19 protein-coding genes are annotated in these 18059 nt (G+C 65.7%); 13 read left to right on the top strand and 6 right to left on the bottom strand.

The annotated features are described in order from the left end of the window. Positions 1-114: 114 nt before the first annotated feature. Genes yidC through rpmH form a run of 3 tightly spaced genes read right to left on the bottom strand, consistent with a single transcriptional unit; the run spans position 115 to position 2442 of the window. Positions 115-1752 carry a membrane protein insertase YidC gene (yidC, locus tag G582_RS0114740; RefSeq protein ID WP_028840470.1) on the bottom strand — a complete coding sequence of 546 codons (1638 nt, stop codon included), beginning with the start codon at positions 1750-1752 and terminating at the stop codon, positions 115-117. After that, positions 1749-2243 (bottom strand): ribonuclease P protein component, encoded by a 495-nt coding sequence (gene rnpA / locus G582_RS16995; protein WP_051247371.1) that lies wholly within the window; start codon positions 2241-2243, stop codon positions 1749-1751. The genes yidC and rnpA overlap by 4 nt, the downstream gene beginning before the upstream one ends. A gap of 58 nt (positions 2244-2301) precedes the next feature. Next, positions 2302-2442: a 50S ribosomal protein L34 gene (gene rpmH / locus G582_RS0114730; RefSeq protein ID WP_028840469.1), complete on the bottom strand. Its 141-nt coding sequence runs from the start codon at positions 2440-2442 to the stop codon at positions 2302-2304. Positions 2443-2649: 207 nt separating this feature from the next. On the opposite strand from rpmH, the gene dnaA reads away from it, so the two are divergent. The 10 genes from dnaA to G582_RS0114680 all read left to right on the top strand — a co-directional run bounded on the left by dnaA (position 2650) and on the right by G582_RS0114680 (position 13833). Continuing rightward, positions 2650-3978: a chromosomal replication initiator protein DnaA gene (dnaA, locus tag G582_RS0114725; RefSeq protein WP_028840468.1), complete on the top strand. Its 1329-nt coding sequence runs from the start codon at positions 2650-2652 to the stop codon at positions 3976-3978. A gap of 257 nt (positions 3979-4235) precedes the next feature. Further along, positions 4236-5336 (top strand): DNA polymerase III subunit beta, encoded by a 1101-nt coding sequence (gene dnaN, locus G582_RS0114720; protein ID WP_028840467.1) that lies wholly within the window; start codon positions 4236-4238, stop codon positions 5334-5336. 131 nt (positions 5337-5467) lie between these two features. Then, positions 5468-6550, top strand: coding sequence for a DNA replication/repair protein RecF (recF, locus tag G582_RS0114715; protein ID WP_038054571.1), 1083 nt, complete (start codon positions 5468-5470; stop codon positions 6548-6550). Positions 6551-6700: 150 nt separating this feature from the next. Next, positions 6701-9163, top strand: coding sequence for a DNA topoisomerase (ATP-hydrolyzing) subunit B (gyrB, locus tag G582_RS0114710; RefSeq protein WP_028840465.1), 2463 nt, complete (start codon positions 6701-6703; stop codon positions 9161-9163). A 76-nt stretch (positions 9164-9239) separates the two neighbouring features. Beyond that, positions 9240-10052 carry a M48 family metallopeptidase gene (locus G582_RS0114705; RefSeq protein ID WP_051247369.1) on the top strand — a complete coding sequence of 271 codons (813 nt, stop codon included), beginning with the start codon at positions 9240-9242 and terminating at the stop codon, positions 10050-10052. A 109-nt stretch (positions 10053-10161) separates the two neighbouring features. Beyond that, a complete protein-coding gene (locus G582_RS0114700) occupies positions 10162-11286 on the top strand; it encodes a hypothetical protein (RefSeq protein WP_156880597.1) in 1125 nt (374 codons plus the stop codon). Between the two features lie 154 nt (positions 11287-11440). Next, the gene (locus G582_RS0114695; protein WP_028840462.1) at positions 11441-12100 is read left to right on the top strand and encodes an energy transducer TonB; all 660 of its coding nucleotides are present in this window, start codon (positions 11441-11443) and stop codon (positions 12098-12100) included. An 83-nt stretch (positions 12101-12183) separates the two neighbouring features. Then, positions 12184-12942 carry a MotA/TolQ/ExbB proton channel family protein gene (locus G582_RS0114690; protein WP_028840461.1) on the top strand — a complete coding sequence of 253 codons (759 nt, stop codon included), beginning with the start codon at positions 12184-12186 and terminating at the stop codon, positions 12940-12942. A 36-nt stretch (positions 12943-12978) separates the two neighbouring features. After that, on the top strand, positions 12979-13407 hold the full coding sequence (locus G582_RS0114685) for an ExbD/TolR family protein (RefSeq protein ID WP_028840460.1): 429 nt from the start codon (positions 12979-12981) through the stop codon (positions 13405-13407). 15 nt (positions 13408-13422) lie between these two features. Then, entirely contained in the window at positions 13423-13833 is a 411-nt protein-coding gene (locus G582_RS0114680) for an ExbD/TolR family protein (RefSeq protein WP_028840459.1), read from the top strand. Positions 13834-13918: 85 nt separating this feature from the next. Here the strand turns inward: G582_RS0114680 and G582_RS0114675 are convergent, their stop codons facing one another. The 3 genes from G582_RS0114675 to cls are packed head-to-tail and all read right to left on the bottom strand — an operon-like array spanning position 13919 to position 16415. Further along, positions 13919-14674 carry a pyridoxine 5'-phosphate synthase gene (locus tag G582_RS0114675; protein ID WP_028840458.1) on the bottom strand — a complete coding sequence of 252 codons (756 nt, stop codon included), beginning with the start codon at positions 14672-14674 and terminating at the stop codon, positions 13919-13921. Next, positions 14671-14928 carry a hypothetical protein gene (locus G582_RS0114670; RefSeq protein WP_028840457.1) on the bottom strand — a complete coding sequence of 86 codons (258 nt, stop codon included), beginning with the start codon at positions 14926-14928 and terminating at the stop codon, positions 14671-14673. The genes G582_RS0114675 and G582_RS0114670 overlap by 4 nt, the downstream gene beginning before the upstream one ends. 47 nt (positions 14929-14975) lie before the next feature. Beyond that, positions 14976-16415 (bottom strand): cardiolipin synthase, encoded by a 1440-nt coding sequence (gene cls, locus G582_RS0114665; RefSeq protein ID WP_028840456.1) that lies wholly within the window; start codon positions 16413-16415, stop codon positions 14976-14978. 52 nt (positions 16416-16467) lie between these two features. Between cls and G582_RS0114660 the strand changes: the two genes are divergently transcribed. The 3 genes from G582_RS0114660 to G582_RS0114650 form a co-directional block, all read left to right on the top strand. Beyond that, positions 16468-16767: a radical SAM family protein gene (locus tag G582_RS0114660; protein ID WP_156880595.1), complete on the top strand. Its 300-nt coding sequence runs from the start codon at positions 16468-16470 to the stop codon at positions 16765-16767. 124 nt (positions 16768-16891) lie between these two features. Further along, on the top strand, positions 16892-17740 hold the full coding sequence (locus tag G582_RS0114655; protein ID WP_169380665.1) for a tyrosine-type recombinase/integrase: 849 nt from the start codon (positions 16892-16894) through the stop codon (positions 17738-17740). Between the two features lie 63 nt (positions 17741-17803). Then, a partial coding sequence (locus G582_RS0114650) for a transposase (RefSeq protein WP_028840453.1) occupies positions 17804-18059 on the top strand: 256 nt, incomplete at its 3' end.

Below are 18059 nucleotides of genomic sequence, written 5' to 3'. Positions count from 1 at the left end.
ACTCTCGGCGACAAGGATGTCGCCGAGAAGCCTACATGGATGTATTCACGACGTGTCTTGGCCATCGGTCCAGCGTGCAGCGCCGGTATCCGGCCAGCGCCCGCGCGACGGCCCTTACGCCTTCGCCGGCTCCTCGGCAAAGCGCTTCATGTTCCACCACTGCTGGGCCATGCCCAGCGCGCCATTGGTCACCCAGTACAGGACAAGGCCGGCCGGGAAGAAGGCGAACATCACCGCCATCACCAGCGGCATCATCTGCATCATCTTCTGCTGCATCGGATCCATCCCGACCATCGGCGACATCCTCTGGGTGAGGAACATCACCACGGCGTTGAGGATCGGCAGGATGAAGAACGGATCGCGCGCGGTCAGGTCGCTGACCCAGCCGATGATCCACGGCGCCTGGCGCAGTTCCACCGCTTCCAGCAGCACGTAGTACAGGGCCAGGAACACCGGCATCTGGATGAAGATCGGCAGGCAGCCGCCGGCCGGGTTGATCTTCTCCTTCTTGTACAGGTCCAGCATCGCCATCTGGAACTTCTGCTTGTCGTCGCCGTAGCGCTCCTTGAGCTGGGCGATCCGCGGCTGGAACTTGCGCATCTTCGCCATCGACTTGTACTGCGCGGCCGACAGCGGATACAGCACCAGCTTGATCAACACCACCAGCAGCACGATCGCCCAACCCCAGTTGTGGGTGAGCTTGTGCAGCTGGGTCAGCAGCCAGTGGATCGGCTTGGAGAGCACGGTGAAGATGCCGTAGTCCATCGCCAGGCCGAGGCCGGGCGCGGTGGCGTCGAGCTTGCCGGCCAGCTTGGGGCCGACCCACAGGGAGGCGGTGCTCTCGAAGCGCTGGCCCGGGGCCAGGGTCACCCGCGGCCCGCGCGCGGCGATGCTGTAGAGATGGCCCTTCTGGGCCAGCGAGTACAGCGCGGCCTGGTCCTTCTGCGGCACCCAGGCGCCGAGGAAATAATGCTGCGACAGCGCCACCCAGCCGCCGGTGACCTGCTGGTTGAGCGGGCCGTCCTCGACGAAGTTCGGATATTTGCGCTTTTCGTACTTGTCTTCCGGGCTGTACCAGGCGGCGCCGTTGAGGCTGAACGATTCCGGGTTGGTGAAACCGGTCTTGACCGCTGGCGGCACGCGCTCCAGCCGGCGCTCGATGTCGCCGGTCCAGGCGCTGCTGCCGGCGTTGACCAGTTCGTCGCGCACCCGCAGCGCGTAGCTGCCGCGCGCCAACGTGTAGGTGCGCTGCAGCTGCATGCCGTTGGCGGCAGTGGCGACGAAGCGCGCCTGCACCTCGGCGGCGCCATCGGCCAGCGTCATCTCCCGCGCTTCGCCCTGCGGCTGCAGCGCCAGCTCCACCCCGTCGACTCCGCGCCAGAAGGCTTCCGCGGCGAAGAAGCGGGCCGGGTCGGTATCGAACAGCACTACCGGCGGGCTGCCAGTGGCACGGGTCTGCGGGTAGTGGAGCAGCTCGGCGCGGGTGACGTCGCGGCCGTTCAATTCCAGCGCCAGCACGTCGTTGCGCAGGTGCAGGGTCGGCGCCGCGGCCACCGCACTGGCCTGCGCGATGGCGCCAGCGGCGGGCGCCGCCAGCGGGGCGGCGACGGCGGCCGGCACTTCCCCCTGCGCTGCCGCGGGAACCGCCGCTGCAGGCTGCGCCGCGGCGACTTTTTCCTTGCCCCACTCCTGCCACAGCAGGAACGCCACCATCAGCCAGGCAATCAGCAGGAACGTACGGATCTGGTTCATTGGGCAGGGGTCTCGGGGCGCGCTTGCGGCGCGGCCACATCGGGAGAAGCCGGGGAATCGGCGGGCGGCATTGTGCCGGCCACGGCCGGCAGGGGCAACGCACCGGCGCGCGTCAGCAGCTGTTCAAACGCCGCTTGCAGGGTGCGGTTGTCGGTTCGCGCGGCGCCGCTGCGGGCAACCACGACGTAAGCGCCACCCTGCAGTTGCGGGCGCAGCCGGCGGAAACATTCGCGCAGGGCGCGCTTGATGCGGTTGCGTCCGACCGCATGGGGATCGACCTTGCGCGAGACCGCCAGGCCCAGCCGCGGCGGCGCTGCATCGGCCAGCCAGTGCAGGGCAAGGCGCGGCTCGGCGGTCCGCCGGCCGCCATCGAACACGCGGCCGAACTCGGCCTTGGCGCGGACCCGCGCAGCAGGCGGGAATCCGGCGGCCTTGCGGCGCGCAAACGCGACAACGCCGGCATCCTGCGTGGACGCCGGCGTCTGGTTCATCGCTGGCAACATCATTTGGTTCCGGCGCGGACGCCGGACGCGCGATCCGACCCGAAGGTCAGACGGTCAGGCGACGACGGCCCTTGGCGCGGCGACGCGCCAGTACCTTGCGGCCGTCGGCGGTGGCCATGCGGGCGCGGAAGCCGTGATCACGCTTGCGCTTGAGGTTGCTGGGCTGGTAAGTGCGCTTGGTCGCCATGGCGGGCCTGCTTGCTTTGTTTCAAAGAATAAGACCCGGAATCATAGCTGGCTAATAAGCCCCGTGCAAGTCCAACCGCTTTTCCTGCGCCAGCTGATGGTTTGGCGGCACCCGGGCGCGGTGGTAACCTGCCCAGCTCCCATCTTATCCACAGCCATCCGGTTTCCCGGTTCGGCTGCTCGCGCTTTTTTCCGGATCCTTCGACCCATGCACGTCTGGCCCGCCTGCCTGCAACGCCTTGAAACCGAGCTCCCGCAGGACGAGGTGAGCATGTGGCTCAAACCGCTGCAGGCGGACCGGCGCGACGGCGGGTTGGTGCTCTACGCACCCAATGCCTTCGTCCGCGACGAGGTCCAGAGCCGCTTTCTCGAACGCATCCGCGAGCTGGTCCGCCATTTCGACGACGGCGCCGAGGTGGTGGTCGACATCGGTGCCCCGCGCCGCATTGCCGCAGCGCCCGCCAACCAGGCGCTGCCGGCCCGCCCGGCGCCTGCCGCGGTGGTCGAACCTTTCCACGGCAACGTCGATCCGCATTACAGCTTCGACAACTTCGTCGAAGGGCGCAGCAATCAGCTGGCCCGCGCGGCGGCCTGGCATGCCGCGCAGAAACCCGGCGAGCGCACCCACAACCCGCTGCTGCTGTATGGCGGCACCGGCCTCGGCAAGACCCACCTGATGTTCGCGGCCGGCAACGAGATGCGCCGGCTCAACCCGGCGGCGCGGGTGCTGTACCTGCGCTCGAACACGTTCTACGACGCGTTCTTCCGCTCGCTGCAGGAAAAGACCACCGACCAGTTCAAACGCCAGTTCCAGAAGATCGACGCGCTGTTGATCGACGACATCCAGTTCTTCGCCGGCAAGGACCGCACGCAGGAGGAGTTCTTCCACACCTTCAACGCGCTGTTCGAGGGCCGCCAGCAGATCATCATGACCTGCGACCGCTACCCGCGCGAGGTGGACGGGCTGGAGCCGCGGCTGAAGTCGCGGCTGGGCTGGGGGCTGTCGGTGGCGATCGACCCGCCGGACTTCGAGACCCGCGCGCAGATCGTGCTGTCCAAGGCGCGCGAGCGCGGCGCGGTGCTGCCGGACGAAGTGGCCCAGCTGATCGCCAAGAAGATGCGCAGCAACGTGCGCGAGCTGGAAGGCGCGATCAACAAGCTGACCGCCCAGGCCGGCCTGCTGGGTCGCCCGGTGACCATGGAGTTCGCCCAGGAAACCCTGCGCGACCTGTGGCGCGCGCAGCAGCAGGCCATCAGCATCGCCAACATCCAGAAGGCCGTGGCAGACTACTACGGTCTGCAGCTGCGGGAGATGCTGGGCAAGAAGCGCACCCGGTCGCTGGCGCGACCGCGACAGGTGGCGATGGCGCTGGCCAAGGAACTGACCGAACACAGCCTGCCGGAGATCGGCGTGGCGTTCGACGGCCGCGACCACACCACCGTGCTGCACGCCTGCCGGCAGATCCGCACGCTGATGGAAAGCGACGGCAAGCTCCACGAAGACTGGGACAAGTTGATCCGCAAACTCAGTGAATGAGTACGGAACAAGCTGTGGATAAGCAGGGGATCGAATCTGCCGTGCAAAACCATCCACAGCTTGTCCCATGCTTCCAAGGGGGTTATGCAGGCGCTTTCAACCCGCATAAAACCGATTTGAAACAAATAGTTACAGTAGATATCCCGGGTTTTTAGCTACTCCAGCACCACCGTCTTTCTAGATTTATCCATATTCAAGAAGCAAGGGCTTGCCAACCGGCGTGCCTTTCGAATCAGCCAAAAGGGTGAGGGGTTTACATGCGGTTTTCCCTGCAACGCGAAGTCCTGCTGAAGCCATTGGCCCAGGTCGTCAACGTGGTCGAACGTCGGCATACCCTGCCGGTCCTGGCCAACCTGCTGGTCCGGGTCAATGACGGACAGCTGTCCCTGACCGGTACCGATCTGGAAGTCGAAATGGTCGCGCGCACCGCGGTCGAAGACGCCCAGGACGGCGAGATCACCATTCCCGCCCGCAAGCTGTTCGACATCGTGCGGGCCCTGCCGGATGGCAGCCGGGTCACGATCAGCCACAGCAGCGACAAGGTGACCGTGCAGGCCGGCCGCAGCCGGTTCAGCCTGGCCACCCTGCCTGCCAACGATTTCCCTTCGCTGGACGAGGTGGACGCCACCGAGCAGGTCAGCGTGCCCGAGGCGGCGCTCAAGGAACTGCTGGAGCGCACCGCGTTCGCGATGGCACAGCAGGACGTGCGCTATTACCTCAACGGCCTGCTGTTCGACCTGCGCGACGACACTCTGCGCTGTGTGGCCACCGACGGCCATCGCCTGGCGCTGTGCGAAACCAGCCTGGGGCAGGAACATGGCGGCAAGCGCCAGATCATCGTTCCGCGCAAGGGCGTGCAGGAACTGCAGCGCCTGCTCGAGGGCGGCGACCGCCAGATCGAGCTGGAGCTGGGCAAGGGCCATATCCGGGTCAAGCGCGACGACGTGACCTTCACCAGCAAGCTGATCGACGGCAAGTTCCCGGATTACGAAGCGGTGATCCCGATCGGTGCCGATCGCGAGGTCAAGATCGACCGCGAGGCGCTGCGTGCGTCCCTGCAGCGTGCGTCGATCCTGTCCAACGAAAAGTACCGCGGCGTTCGCGTCGAAGTCTCGCCTAACCTGCTCAAGATCAGCGCCCACAACCCGGAGCAGGAAGAGGCGCAGGAAGAGGTGGAAGCGGAAACCCATGTCGATTCGCTCGCCATCGGTTTCAACGTGACTTATTTGCTTGAAGCGCTCGGCGCGCTGCGCGAGGAATTCGTGGTCATCCAGCTGCGCGACGCCAACTCTTCCGCGCTGGTGCGCGGTGCTGGCAGCCACCACGCCCGCCACGTGGTGATGCCACTGCGGCTGTGACCGGGCATGCCATGCCAGCCTGAGCCCGGCCGCTGGCCGGGCGCGGTTGCAGGGATGTTCCACGTGGAACATCCACCTCGACGCCCGGCACAGTCCGGGCGTTGTCGTTCCCGCCAGAGTGAAAACCCGAGATGCTGATCCACCTGCTTCGCGTCGAGGCGTTCCGTCGCTTCGATTCGGCGGAGATCGCCCTGCGCCCCGGATTCAACCTGCTGACCGGCGACAACGGTAGCGGCAAGACCAGCGTGCTTGAGGCGCTGCATCTATTGGCGCACGGGCGCAGCTTCCGGGGCCGTGTTCGCGATGGGCTGATCCGGCAAGGGGAACCGGCGTTGCAGGCTTATGTGGAGTGGGAAGCAGAAGGCGTGGCTCGCCGGGCCGGGTTGCGCCACGCGGGTGGAAGCTGGGAAGCGCGGTTGGATGGCGAGGATGTGCGCCAACTCGGGCAGTTGTGCGAAGCGCTGGCCGTGATCACCTTCGAACCCGGCAGCCACGCGCTGGTGGATGGCAGCGCCGAAGTGCGGCGGCGCTACCTCGACTGGGGTTTGTTCCACGTGGAACATGGCTTCATGCCGCAATGGCGCCGGTACGCGCGTGCGCTCAAGCAGCGCAACGCCCTGTTGCGGCAGACCGGCGGGGCCAGTGCGCAGCTGGATGCCTGGGAACATGAGCTGGCGCAATCGGGGGAGGAGCTTACCCTGCTGCGGGAAGCCTATGTGACAGGACTTCAGCCCAGCCTCACCCGGCTGCTGCCGACCCTGTTGCCCGCGGCAGGGGGTGTGGAACTGCTGCTCCAGCCGGGATGGAAGCGGCAAGAGCTGTCGCTCGCGGATGCCTTGCTGCTGTCGCGCGAACGCGATCTGGCGCTGGGCTATACCTCGCTGGGGCCGCATCGCGCCGATCTGAGGATTTCCCTGCGCGATCTACCAGGTCGTGAGGGTCTGTCGCGGGGGCAAACCAAGCAGTTGGCGTTGGCACTGTTGTTGGGGCAGGCCGCGCACCTTGCAGCGATCAGGGGCGGGTGGCCGGCCCTGCAGCTGGATGACCTCGGCTCCGAGCTGGATCGCCACCACCAGCGTCGGTTATTGGAGGTTCTGGCCGAGAGCGGGGCGCAGGTGCTGATCACCGGCACGGAAGCCCCGGCCGGGCTGGCCACGGTCGGGGTCGATGTGGCGATGTTCCACGTGGAACATGGGAAGATCGGCGGCGCCTGATCGCTCGTTCGCCTGGATCCAAGCGTAACCAGGCGTGAGCCGCGGCATCGGCCACAAAAAGCCTGCGGGCCTCGGTCGGCTATACTGTAGGTTCCTATAGCTAATGTGTCTTGGCGTGCCCACGGCACGTCACGGGAGTCGAACGCGTCGATGTCGCAAAACGAACAGACCCCGGGCCAGCAGCCCGAAACCACCCCGAACTCCACCTACGATTCCAGCAAGATCACCGTTCTGCGCGGGCTGGAAGCGGTGCGCAAGCGCCCGGGCATGTACATCGGCGATGTCCATGACGGCACCGGCCTGCACCACATGGTGTTCGAAGTGGTCGACAACTCGGTGGACGAGGCGCTGGCGGGCCATGCCGACAACATCATCGTCAGCATCCATGCCGACGGCTCGGTCAGCGTGTCCGACAACGGCCGCGGCATTCCGGTGGACATCCACAAGGAAGAGGGCGTGTCTGCGGCCGAGGTCATCCTCACCGTGCTGCATGCCGGCGGCAAGTTCGACGACAACAGCTACAAGGTGTCCGGCGGCCTGCACGGCGTGGGCGTGTCGGTGGTCAACGCGCTGTCCAGCAAGCTGACCCTGGACATCTGGCGCGACGGCGGCCACCACCAGCAGGAATACGCACACGGCGAGCCGGTCTATCCGCTCAAGCGGGTCGGCGATCAGGGGGGGCGTCGCGGCACCGTGCTGCGTTTCTGGCCGTCGGAGCAAACTTTCAGCGACACCGAATTCCACTACGAGATCCTGGCGCGGCGCCTGCGCGAGCTGAGCTTCCTCAACTCCGGGGTCAAGATCACCCTGATCGACGAGCGCGAGGAAGGCCGTCGCGATGTATTCGAATATGAAGGCGGCATCAAGAGCTTCGTCGAGCATCTGGCGCAGCTGAAGACTCCGCTGCATCCGAACGTGATCTCGGTGAGCGGCGAGCAGAACGGCATCACCGTGGAGGTCGCCCTGCAGTGGACCGACGCCTACCAGGAAACGATGTTCTGCTTCACCAACAACATCCCGCAGAAGGATGGCGGTACCCACCTGCAGGGTTTCCGCTCAGCGCTGACCCGTACCCTGACCAATTACATCGAGAACAACGGTATCGCCAAGCAGGCCAAGGTGGCGCTGTCGGGCGACGACATGCGCGAAGGCATGATCGCGGTGCTGTCGGTGAAGGTGCCGGATCCCAGCTTCTCCAGCCAGACCAAGGAAAAGCTGGTGTCCTCGGACGTGCGTCCGGTGGTGGACAGCACCTTCGCGGCGCGGCTGGAGGAGTTCCTGCAGGAACACCCCAATGAGGCGAAGGCCATCGCCGGCAAGATCGTCGATGCTGCCCGCGCCCGCGAGGCCGCGCGCAAGGCGCGTGACCTGACCCGCCGCAAGGGCGCGCTGGACATCGCCGGCCTGCCCGGCAAGCTGGCCGACTGCTCGGAAAAGGACCCGGCGCTGTCGGAGCTGTTCATCGTCGAGGGCGACTCCGCCGGCGGCAGTGCCAAGCAGGGCCGCAACCGCAAGACCCAGGCGGTGCTGCCGCTGCGCGGCAAGATCCTCAACGTCGAGCGCGCGCGTTTTGACCGCATGCTGGCCAGCGCCGAGGTCGGCACCCTGATTACCGCGCTCGGCACCGGCATCGGCAAGGATGAATACAACCCGGATAAATTGCGCTACCACCGGGTCATCATCATGACCGACGCCGACGTCGACGGCAGCCATATCCGCACCCTGCTGCTGACTTTCTTCTACCGGCAGATGCCGGAGCTGATCGACCGCGGCCACATCTACATCGGGCTGCCGCCGCTGTACAAGATCAAGCAGGGCAAGAACGAGCTGTACCTGAAGGACGATGCCGCGTTGGACGCCTACCTCGCCGGCAGCGCGGTGGAAGGCGCTGGGCTCGTGCCGGCCGAGGCCGAGCCGGCCATCGATGGTGCCGCGCTGGAGGGCCTGCTGCTGGCCTACGCCAAGGCCAGGGAAGCGATTGCCCGCAACGCCCACCGCTTCGATCCGGGCGTGCTGGAGGCCCTGATCGATTTCGTGCCGCTGGATGCCGCTTCGGTGGCGGCGCACGGAGATCTGTCCGCGGCGCTCACCGCGCTGGCCGGGCGCCTCAACCAGAGCGGACTGGGCAAGCCGCGCTACGCGCTGCGCTGGCAGACCGCGGAAGAGGGCCGTCCTGCCGCGCTGCTGGTGACCCGCAGCCACATGGGCGAGGAACTGATCCAGGTGTTGCCGCAGTCGCTGTTCGAACACGGCGAATTGCGGCCGCTGCGCGAAGCCGCCGCCAAGCTGCATGGTCTGGTGCGCGACGGCGCGAGGATCGTCCGCGGCAGCAAGTCGCAGCCGATCGCGCGCTTCGCCGATGCCCAGGCCTGGCTGCTGGAGGAGGCGAAGAAGGGCCGCCAGATCCAGCGCTTCAAGGGTTTGGGCGAAATGAACCCGGAGCAGCTGTGGGACACCACCGTGAATCCGGACACCCGCCGCCTGCTGCAGGTGCGGCTGGAAGACGCGGTAGCCGCCGACACCATCTTCAGTACCCTGATGGGTGATGTGGTCGAACCGCGCCGTGCATTCATCGAGGACAACGCGTTGAAGGTGGCCAATCTCGACGTTTGATCGGGCGCGCCGGATTGACACCGCGTTCAGGCCCTGCGGCCTACAACGGCGATCCTGGCCCTGATCGGAGATCGACATGAACACCAAGGCAATTGCACTGGGTGTCGCCACCGCGCTGTCGGTTGCGGCCTGCGCCACCACCACCTCGCCGACAGGGCGCACCCAATACGTGGGCGCGGTGTCGCAGGCGCAGCTGGACCAGCTGGGCCTGCAGGCGTTCGCCCAGGCCAAGGCATCGACGCCGCTGAGCCGGGATGCCGCGAAGAACGCCTACGTCGGCTGCGTGGTGCGCGCCGTCACCGCCCAGCTGCCGGCGCCATGGAGCGGCGTGCGCTGGGAATACGCGCTGTTCGACAACAACGAAGCCAACGCCTGGGCACTGCCCGGCGGCAAGATCGGCGTCTACACCGGCATTTTCAAGGTCGCCACCAACCAGGACCAATTGGCCGCGGTGATTGCCCACGAGATCGGTCACGTGATGGCCCGCCACCACGACGAACGCATCACCCGGCAGGTCTACGCGCAGACTGGGCTGGGGGTGGCCGGCGCGCTGGCCGGCTCCCGTTACGGCGAGGCGGCGCAGCAGACCACCGGCCAGCTTGGCGGTGCGTTGTTGCAGGGCACCTTCCTGCTGCCGAATTCGCGCGTCCAGGAGTCCGAGGCCGACGTCGTGGGCCAGGAGCTCATGGCCAAGGCCGGGTTCGACCCCGAGGGCGCAGTGTCGTTGTGGCGCAACATGGCGGCAGCCGGCGGCGGCCGGCCACCGCAGTGGCTGTCCACCCATCCCGACCCCGCTTCCCGCCTCCGCGAATTGCAGGCGCGTGCGGCCGGGTTGACGCCGGTCATGCAGGCGGCGCGCAACAAGGGGCAAACTCCGCGCTGCCGCTGACTTTCCGCTGACCTGCCGTCCTCCGGCACAGGAAGGCGCAGCGACTTTCTGCTACGTTTCCGCACCTGGCCGCGCCTGCCGCGGCACCTTGCCATCGAGGAATGCCCCCATGTCCAAGTCTCACCACCGTCCGTTTGCCGTTGCCCTGTCCGCCGCCCTCGGCATGCTGGTGCTGGCGCCTTTCGTTCATGCCGAACCGCAGTCGCAGACGATGAGCAAGCAGGAAGAACGCGCTCGGAGGCGCGCTGAACTTGGCAAGGGTCAGCAGAAGGCGGAAGAGGCCAAGCCGGCGCTGTACCCGAACGCAACCCGTCAGTCGCCGGAAGCCAAGGCGTCGCCCAAGCTGATCAAACATCTGCAGGAACTGCAGGCGCATTACGAAAAGGACGACTGGGCAGGCGTGATCGCCAAGGCCGAGGAAGTCGCGGCGATGCCGGCCGCGAACGCGTACGAGAAGTCGTTCGCCTATTCGATGGCGGGCAATGCCGCTGCCAACATGGATGACCAGGCCAAGGCGGGCGAGTTCTTCGCCAAGGCGGTCGCTGCCAATGGTCTGGAGAACGACGGTCACTACTCCACCATGTACAACATGGTGGTGATTCAGTACGGCGAGGACAAGTTCGCCGAGGCGCTGGCCATGCTGGAGAAGTTCCTGGCCGAAACCAAGTCCGACAAGAAGGACCACCTCGCCCTGCGCGCCGGCCTGCTTGGCAACCTGGACCGCCACGAAGAAGCCGCCGCGATCTACAAGGACCTGCTTGCCAAGAACCCGGATGACAAGCGGCTGCTGATGAACGCCGTCGCCGCGCTGCAGAATGGCGACAAATTCGACGAAGCCAACGTCCTGCTGGAAGCTGCGTACAAGCGTGGCATGCTGACCGAGAAGCGCGAGATCCGCGCGCTGTACATCGGCTACATGAATGCCCAGCGTTGGGACGACGCCAAGAAGGTCATCGACGATGGCGTGGCCAAGGGCGTCCTGCAGGCCGACGCGGACCTTGCTCGCGACTACCAGGTCCTCGCGCAGAACGCCTACATGGACGACAAGATCCCGCTGGCGATCGAGCTGTACAAGCGCGCGGCGCCGATGGCGGCCGATGGCGAGGCCTATCTCAATCTCGCCAAGGTGCTGGACTACGCAGAGCGCAAGGCGGAGGCAAAGGCAGCCGCCAAGCAGGCGTTGGAAAAGGGCGTCAAGAAGCCGGAAGATGCCAAACGCATCCTCGCGCGTTGAGACGCACCGCGCAGTTTTCGCCCTACACCACAGACAATGCTTGGAACAAGTCGTGTCTGCTGGTATAAACTACGGGATTCCTGCGGCCATAAAGGTCGCACCGTAATCCGCCCCGGTCCAACCGAACGGGGCCCTCCACTCCAGAGCCGTGCGCATGACGGAAGATCTCGCCCACATCGAGAAGAATGACAACCGCGATGGCGGCCTGAGCTGGCCGCGCATCGCCGGCTTCAGCTTCGCCATCGCCCTGCATGCCGCAGCGCTGCTGATGCTGCTGGCACCGCTGTCGCCCCCGGCCCAGGACGTGGAGAAGGACGATGTGGTGAGCGTCACCTTCATCGAACCGCCACCGCCGCCGCCGCCGCCGCCGGAACAACCCAAGCCGCTGACCACGCCGCCGAAGACGTTGTCGCCGCCGCGCCCGAGCCCGATCCCGCCGCCGCCGGATGACCCGCCGGTGGTGCTGAGCGAATCGCGCGCCGTCGACGTCGCCGCGCCGCCGCCGTCGCCGCCGTCGCCGCCGGCCTCGGTGCCGGACATCGGTTCCAGCGTGGATGCTTCCTCGCGGGCGATGAATCCGCCGAAGTATCCACCGGAAGAAATGCGCCGGGGCATCCAAGGCACCACCGTCCTGATTGTCAGCATCGATTCCAGTGGCGGCGTGCTCGACGTCGAGGTCGAACGCTCCAGCGGCAACCGCAATCTCGATCGCGCCGCGATCACCGCGGCCAAGCGCTGGCGCTTCAACCCGGAAGTCAGGAACGGGCAGAAGATCGCCAGCCGCGTTCGCGTCCCGGTCGAATTCAAGATGTAACTGCTGTTCCGCACCACCCGTTCCAACGCAATCGCTTCATCTAGCTCTGAACAACTTCATCCACGACATCCAAGGGTAAGCGTATGTTGCAAGAAACTGCTGCCGCCGCACCTGCCGCCGCCGGAGGCAACAACGCCGCCGCGCTCCAGCAGATGGGCTTTGAAAGCCTGATCCAGAACTTCGACGCAGTCGGCTGGATCGTGTTCCTCACCTTGAGCATCATGTCGGTGATGTCCTGGTACTGGATCATCATCAACTTCATCAAGAACATTCGCCTGCGTGGCCGCGCCGAACGCGTGGTCAGCACCTTCTGGGAGACCACCAACGCCCAGGACGCGATCCGTTACATGGAAGAACAGCCGAAGTCGGAGCCGTTCTCCAAGATCGCGCTGGATGCCGCCCAGGCTGCCGCGCACCACCAGCGCCACGACGGTTCCAAGCTGGCCGAGTCGCTGAACCGCTCCGAGTTCGTCGACCGCGCCCTGCGCCAGGCCGTGACCCGCGAGTCGCTGAACCTGGAAGCCGGTCTGACCGTGCTTGCCACCACCGGTTCGTCGGCCCCGTTCGTCGGCCTGCTCGGCACCGTGTGGGGCATCTACCACGCGCTGATCGCGATCGGCTCGTCGGGCGATGCGTCGATCTCGGCAGTGGCCGGCCCGGTGGGCGAGGCGCTGATCATGACCGCACTCGGCTTGTTCGTGGCGATTCCGGCACTGCTGGCGTACAACGCCTTCGTGCGCGCGAACCGGATCACCAACAACCAGTTCGACACCTTCGCCCACGACCTGCACGACTTCTTCGCCACCGGCGCTCGCGTCGGCGACGCGGCCGGCAAGCGCTGATTTTTGGCCACTGGAACCTGACGGAGGCCCCTGACCATGGCAGCAAGTGTCGGTAACAAGGAAGACGGCGCGCCGATGGCCGAAATCAACGTCACGCCCCTGGTGGACGTGATGTTGGTGCTGCTGATCATCTTCATGATCACCACGCCGCTGATGAACCACAAGGTCAAGGTGCAGCTGCCGCAGGCGGTGGTCCAGAAGAAGGAAGAGAAGAAGCAGCAGATCCCGCCGGTGACCATCACGGTGACCGAGGCGGGCGAGCTCTTCCTCAACGATGAGCCGGCGACCCGGCAGGCGATCGAAAGCCGCCTGTCGGTCGAGGCCCAGAAGACCCCGCAGCCACCGGTGCAGATCCGTGGCGACAAGACCACCCCGTACCGGCTGATCAACGAAGTCGTCAAGATCGCGCAGGCGCAGGGCATGGCCAAGGTCGGCTTCGTCACCACGCCGCCGAAGAAAGGGTAGTAAGGAGAACGCACGATGGCCTTTGCCAAAGCCAGCGCAGGTGCCATGGCGGACATCAACGTCACCCCGTTGATCGACGTGATGCTTGTGCTGCTGATCATCTTCATGGTCACCATGCCGATCCAGTCGGTGCCGGTGGACGTGGATCTGCCACAGAAGACGGAAAAGCCGCCGGAAAACCCGAAGGAGCCGCCGGATCCGATCGAACTGCGGATCGACGCCTCTGGCCAGGTGTTCTGGAACAACTCGCCGGTCGCCGTTTCGGCGCTGGAGCGGATGATGGACGAGGAAGTCGCCCGTGATCCGAGCAACCAGCCCGAGCTGCAGATCGACACCAATGAATCGGCGGAATACGGCGTGCTGGCCCAGGTGCTGGCAGCCGCGAAGAACGCCGACATGATCAAGATCGGCTTCGTCCAGAAATAAACATTCAGCCCCGGCTTCCGGGGCACGTCGTGGATGACGAAACGCCGCCCGATTGGGCGGCGTTTTTTTTTACCTGAAGCCCCTGCTACGAAACCGAATCGACGATGTGTCGATAGGCGCGCACGGTCGCGGCGAGGCCGGCGTACAGCGCTTCGCCAATCAGCGCATGGCCGATCGACACCTCGCGGACGTCGGGCACATCGGCGAGGAAACGGCCCAGATTGGCCTGGTTGAGGTCGTGGCCGGCGTTGACCTGCAGGCCGGCGGCCTGTGCGGTGCGCGCGGTTGCGGCGGCCAAGCGCAGCGCCGCATCGGCATCGCCGGCGGCGAAGGCTTCGGCATAGGGGCCGGTGTAGAGTTCCACCCGATTCGCGCCCAGCTCGGCGGCCTGCGCCACATCCGGACCGCCGACGTCGACGAACACGCTGACCCGGCAACCCAATGTCTTGAACGCGGCGATGAGCGGGCGCAGCGATTCGCCGTCGCGGTCGAAATCGAAGCCGTGGTCGGAAGTGAGCTGGCCGTCGCCATCGGGCACCAGGGTGACTTGGGCCGGCCGCACCGCATCGCACAATGCCAGCAGGCCCGGATAACCGACGCGCGGCGGTGCAAACGGGTTGCCTTCGACGTTGAATTCGACCCCGCGCGCAGTGCACAGCGCGCCGAGCGCGTACACATCGTCGCTACGGATATGACGCGCATCGGGCCGTGGATGCACGGTCAGGCCGTGGGCGCCGGCATCGAGGCAGGCCACGCCGGCGGCAAGCACGTCGGGTTCGCCGCCGCCGCGCGAGTTGCGCAGCACCGCGATCTTGTTGAGGTTGACGCTGAGCGCGGTCATGGCGCGTCGCCAGCGTCGTCGCGCTCCTGTTTGCGCGCTTGGGCCAGCTCGCGCAACCGGCGCAGTTCGGCCGGGTCGACCATCATGGTCGCATCGCGATCGCTGCCGGCGACGCGCGCCTGATACAGGCCCAGCACCCAGGCGACGAACAGGACAAGCGCTGCCAGCAGGCAGCCGGCCAGCGCCGCCATGGAGGTGGTCAGGAACGCCAGTGCCATGGCGGCAACGGCGAGGAGCAGGAACAACCAGTGCATGCGTGCGGCTCCGGGTCGGGTGGGCGAAGTTTACGCCGCCGCGACGGTCACAACAGGGGCGCCATCAGTCTTGCCAGCGCCTCCGGCAGACGCGCCGTGAGCAGCGGCCGCGGGCGATCAGGGCGCACCCGCGGCGCCGAGGCGAACTCGCGTTCGATCAGCAGGGCCAGCGCGTTGGCGACGCCGGCATCATCGATCAGCAGCGACGATTCGAAGTTGAGGCGGAAGCTGCGGTGGTCGAAGTTGGCGCTGCCGATGATCACCAGCCGGTCGTCGACCAGCAGCGATTTGCTGTGCAGCATGCGTGGGCCGTACTCGTAGACCTTCACCCCGGCCGCCAGCAGATCGTCGTAGTAGGAGCGCACGCACCAGGTGACAAGCCGGCTGTCGCTCATCTGCGGCAACAGCAGACGCACGTCCAGGCCGCCAAGCGCGGCCGAGGTCAGCGCCATCATCGCTGCCTCGCCGGGCACGAAGTACGGCGTGGTCAGCCAGATCCGTCGGGTTGCCGAATGGATGGCGCCGACGTGGGTGCGGTGAATCGCCTCCCACGGCGAATCGGGGCCGGAAACCAACAGCTGGGCGTGGATTGGGCCTGGCTGCGGCGCCGGCATCGCCTGCACGACGTCACCGATGAAATCCTTGCGCTCGGTGGCATAGGCCCAGTCCTCGACGAACACCTCCTGCAGCGAACGCACGATGTCGCCTTCGACGCGCAGGTGCAGGTCGCGGTAGGCATCGTCGCGCAGGCGCTCGTCCTCCTCGTCGGTGATGTTGATGCCACCGAGGAAGCCGACCCGGCCGTCGATCACCACGATCTTGCGGTGGGTGCGCAGGTTCAGCCACGGGCGCTTCCACGGCAGCCACAGCCGCGCCGGGTGAAACCAGGCCAGCTCGCCGCCGGCTTCGATCAGCGGATCAAAGAAGCGCTTGCGGCACTGCATCGAGCCCATCGCGTCGACCAGCAGCCGCACCTTGACGCCGGCGCGCGCACGTTCCACCAATGCGTCGCGCAGCGCCGTGCCGGTGCGGTCCGGGTTGTAGATGTAGTACTCCAGATGGACGTGGTCGCGCGCCTGCGCGATTGCTTCCAGCAGCGCCGGATACTTGCTGCCGCCGTCGACCAGCAGGCGCACGTCATGCGCGGTGCTGGGCGCAAGCCCGCTGGTGGCATGCGCCAGCGCACGCAGCTCCAGGCTCTCGTCGCCGGGGCCTTCGGCCTCGGTCGGCAGATGGGCATGGTGGCGCTTGCGGCGGGCGCGGTGGCGGACGATCCGCTGCGGGCCGAGGATGTAATAGATCGCGAAACCGATGTAGGGCAGCGCCGCCAGGCTGATCAGCCAGCTCAGGGTCGCCGCCGGCTCGCGCTTCTGCAGCACGATCCAGCTGCCCAGCCAGACCAGGTACAGCGCCCAGCCCGCGGTCAGCCAGGCGCGGATGTGGGGAATCGCCCACAGCGCATCCCAGGCGTCGATCAATGCGGTCACGGCGTTCTCCTGCGTCGCGGGGGTTGCGACCGCCACAGGGTAGGCTGGGTGGATGCAGATTTCATCCGCCCCGTCCCATCCCGACGACGATGCGCGCCGAGCGATGGCACCGCACAAGGGGCGCGGCGCTGTCTCGGCGCCTGCAGGTCGTTTCGAGAAGCGCGCGCTGCGTTACGACGACGATGGCTGGGGTTCGGTGTATGAAGCACTGGAGGAAGCACCGGCACCGCGCACCCAGGTCACCAGCGAGCGCGCGCGCAGCATCATCAGCCGCAACAGTTCGCCGGACATCGGGTTCTCGCAGTCGGTGAACCCCTATCGTGGATGCGAACACGGTCTGACGGCCTGGTAGTATGTTCACCGTTCTGATCCGATAAGCTATTGATTCATATGACGTAAGGTTGCTTTTCTGTGAACATAATAAGAAGATCGGGTCCGTGATCTCGTGAACAGTACATCCACTGCTGGAGAAGGGAGTGGTTGAAGTGCGCGATACAAGACGCAGGCAAGAACAAGGGGACCCCGGTAATCAAGAGCAGTTCAAGCCTTACAGGCTTGAGATCCAGAGGGCTGCGCCGCCAGAACATGTCGTTGCCGATTTCCCGAGTATCAATGTTGCGCAGCTCCCTGCAGGAACGAACTTTCTTGTCAGCAGTGCGACGAGCCTTCCGTTCGAGCCTTTCTTGGAGTTCTTGGCAGACAAGGCATTCACTCGCTCATCGAGGCATCTGAGACTCCACAAGAGCATCAAGACGGTGGAAGCATGGACGTCCGACCTGCGAGACTTCTTTGCATTCCTGGATGCAATGAAAATAGTCTGGCAGGACGCCAACGAAGACATCCTTCTCGCCTACCTGGACACCATGATCGAACAGCCCTCCCCTGCGACTGGGATGGCGTATGCAGATAAGACGATCATCAGGCGATTGAGCACGATCAAGAGCTTCTTCACTTGGGCTCATCTCAATGGTCAGACCAGGTCAAGCCTGGCCGAGGTTGAAGAAGCCAGGGAGCTGGAAGCCAGGAGAATGAATCCGCAGCTCCAGCCGAAGGGAATGCCGAGGCCACCGCCGCTTGACCGTAAGGTGCGCCCCATCCCAATGGGGGAACTGCGCCAGATCTTCGACTGCATCGGCCCTCCTTTGGTCCACGGAGGCAAGATCATCGACGCCTCTAGACGCGACCTCAATCACGCAGAAGTGCGTAACCGCATGATTGCCGAATGCGGATTTCAGGCTGGATTGAGGCGCGCAGAACCGCTTGCCTTGGAAGTTGGAAATATCCTCCAGACAAGGACGTCAGGGCGCAGCCTGTCGTCCATGTGACCTGCCCCCACTGAGCCGTACCACTCGAAGCTAGGTAGAGTCCGTCATCCAGAGAGGACGGACATGCGCAAGAGTCGCTTCACCACGGAACAGATCATCGGCTTCATCAAGCAGGCCGAGGCCGGCATGGCGGTATCGGAGATGGGCCGGCAGCACGGCTTCAGCCCGGCCAGCTTCTACGCCTGGCGGGCCAAGTACGGCGGCATGGAGGCCGAAGACGCCAAGCGTCTGAAGGAGCTGGAGTCTGAGAACAACCGCCTGAAGCGGCTGCTGGCTGAAGCGCACCTGGACATCGAAGCGCTCAAGGTTGGCTTCGGGG

Source organism: Thermomonas fusca DSM 15424 (assembly GCF_000423885.1).
GTDB lineage: Bacteria > Pseudomonadota > Gammaproteobacteria > Xanthomonadales > Xanthomonadaceae > Thermomonas > Thermomonas fusca.
This window is presented reverse-complemented; position numbering and strand designations above follow the sequence as displayed.

What these genes read in the sequence shown, in the direction of transcription:
- rnpA (WP_051247371.1), bottom strand. Translation starts at nt 2,243, where the DNA reads ATGAACCAGACGCCGGCGTCCACGCAGGATGCCGGCGTTGTCGCGTTT.
- G582_RS0114705 (WP_051247369.1), top strand. Translation starts at nt 9,240, where the DNA reads ATGAACACCAAGGCAATTGCACTGGGTGTCGCCACCGCGCTGTCGGTT.
- G582_RS0114680 (WP_028840459.1), top strand. Translation starts at nt 13,423, where the DNA reads ATGGCCTTTGCCAAAGCCAGCGCAGGTGCCATGGCGGACATCAACGTC.
- G582_RS0114685 (WP_028840460.1), top strand. Translation starts at nt 12,979, where the DNA reads ATGGCAGCAAGTGTCGGTAACAAGGAAGACGGCGCGCCGATGGCCGAA.
- gyrB (WP_028840465.1), top strand. Translation starts at nt 6,701, where the DNA reads ATGTCGCAAAACGAACAGACCCCGGGCCAGCAGCCCGAAACCACCCCG.
- G582_RS0114700 (WP_156880597.1), top strand. Translation starts at nt 10,162, where the DNA reads ATGTCCAAGTCTCACCACCGTCCGTTTGCCGTTGCCCTGTCCGCCGCC.
- rpmH (WP_028840469.1), bottom strand. Translation starts at nt 2,442, where the DNA reads ATGGCGACCAAGCGCACTTACCAGCCCAGCAACCTCAAGCGCAAGCGT.
- G582_RS0114695 (WP_028840462.1), top strand. Translation starts at nt 11,441, where the DNA reads ATGACGGAAGATCTCGCCCACATCGAGAAGAATGACAACCGCGATGGC.
- G582_RS0114675 (WP_028840458.1), bottom strand. Translation starts at nt 14,674, where the DNA reads ATGACCGCGCTCAGCGTCAACCTCAACAAGATCGCGGTGCTGCGCAAC.
- yidC (WP_028840470.1), bottom strand. Translation starts at nt 1,752, where the DNA reads ATGAACCAGATCCGTACGTTCCTGCTGATTGCCTGGCTGATGGTGGCG.
- G582_RS0114660 (WP_156880595.1), top strand. Translation starts at nt 16,468, where the DNA reads ATGCAGATTTCATCCGCCCCGTCCCATCCCGACGACGATGCGCGCCGA.
- recF (WP_038054571.1), top strand. Translation starts at nt 5,468, where the DNA reads ATGCTGATCCACCTGCTTCGCGTCGAGGCGTTCCGTCGCTTCGATTCG.
- G582_RS0114670 (WP_028840457.1), bottom strand. Translation starts at nt 14,928, where the DNA reads ATGCACTGGTTGTTCCTGCTCCTCGCCGTTGCCGCCATGGCACTGGCG.
- G582_RS0114690 (WP_028840461.1), top strand. Translation starts at nt 12,184, where the DNA reads ATGTTGCAAGAAACTGCTGCCGCCGCACCTGCCGCCGCCGGAGGCAAC.
- dnaN (WP_028840467.1), top strand. Translation starts at nt 4,236, where the DNA reads ATGCGGTTTTCCCTGCAACGCGAAGTCCTGCTGAAGCCATTGGCCCAG.
- dnaA (WP_028840468.1), top strand. Translation starts at nt 2,650, where the DNA reads ATGCACGTCTGGCCCGCCTGCCTGCAACGCCTTGAAACCGAGCTCCCG.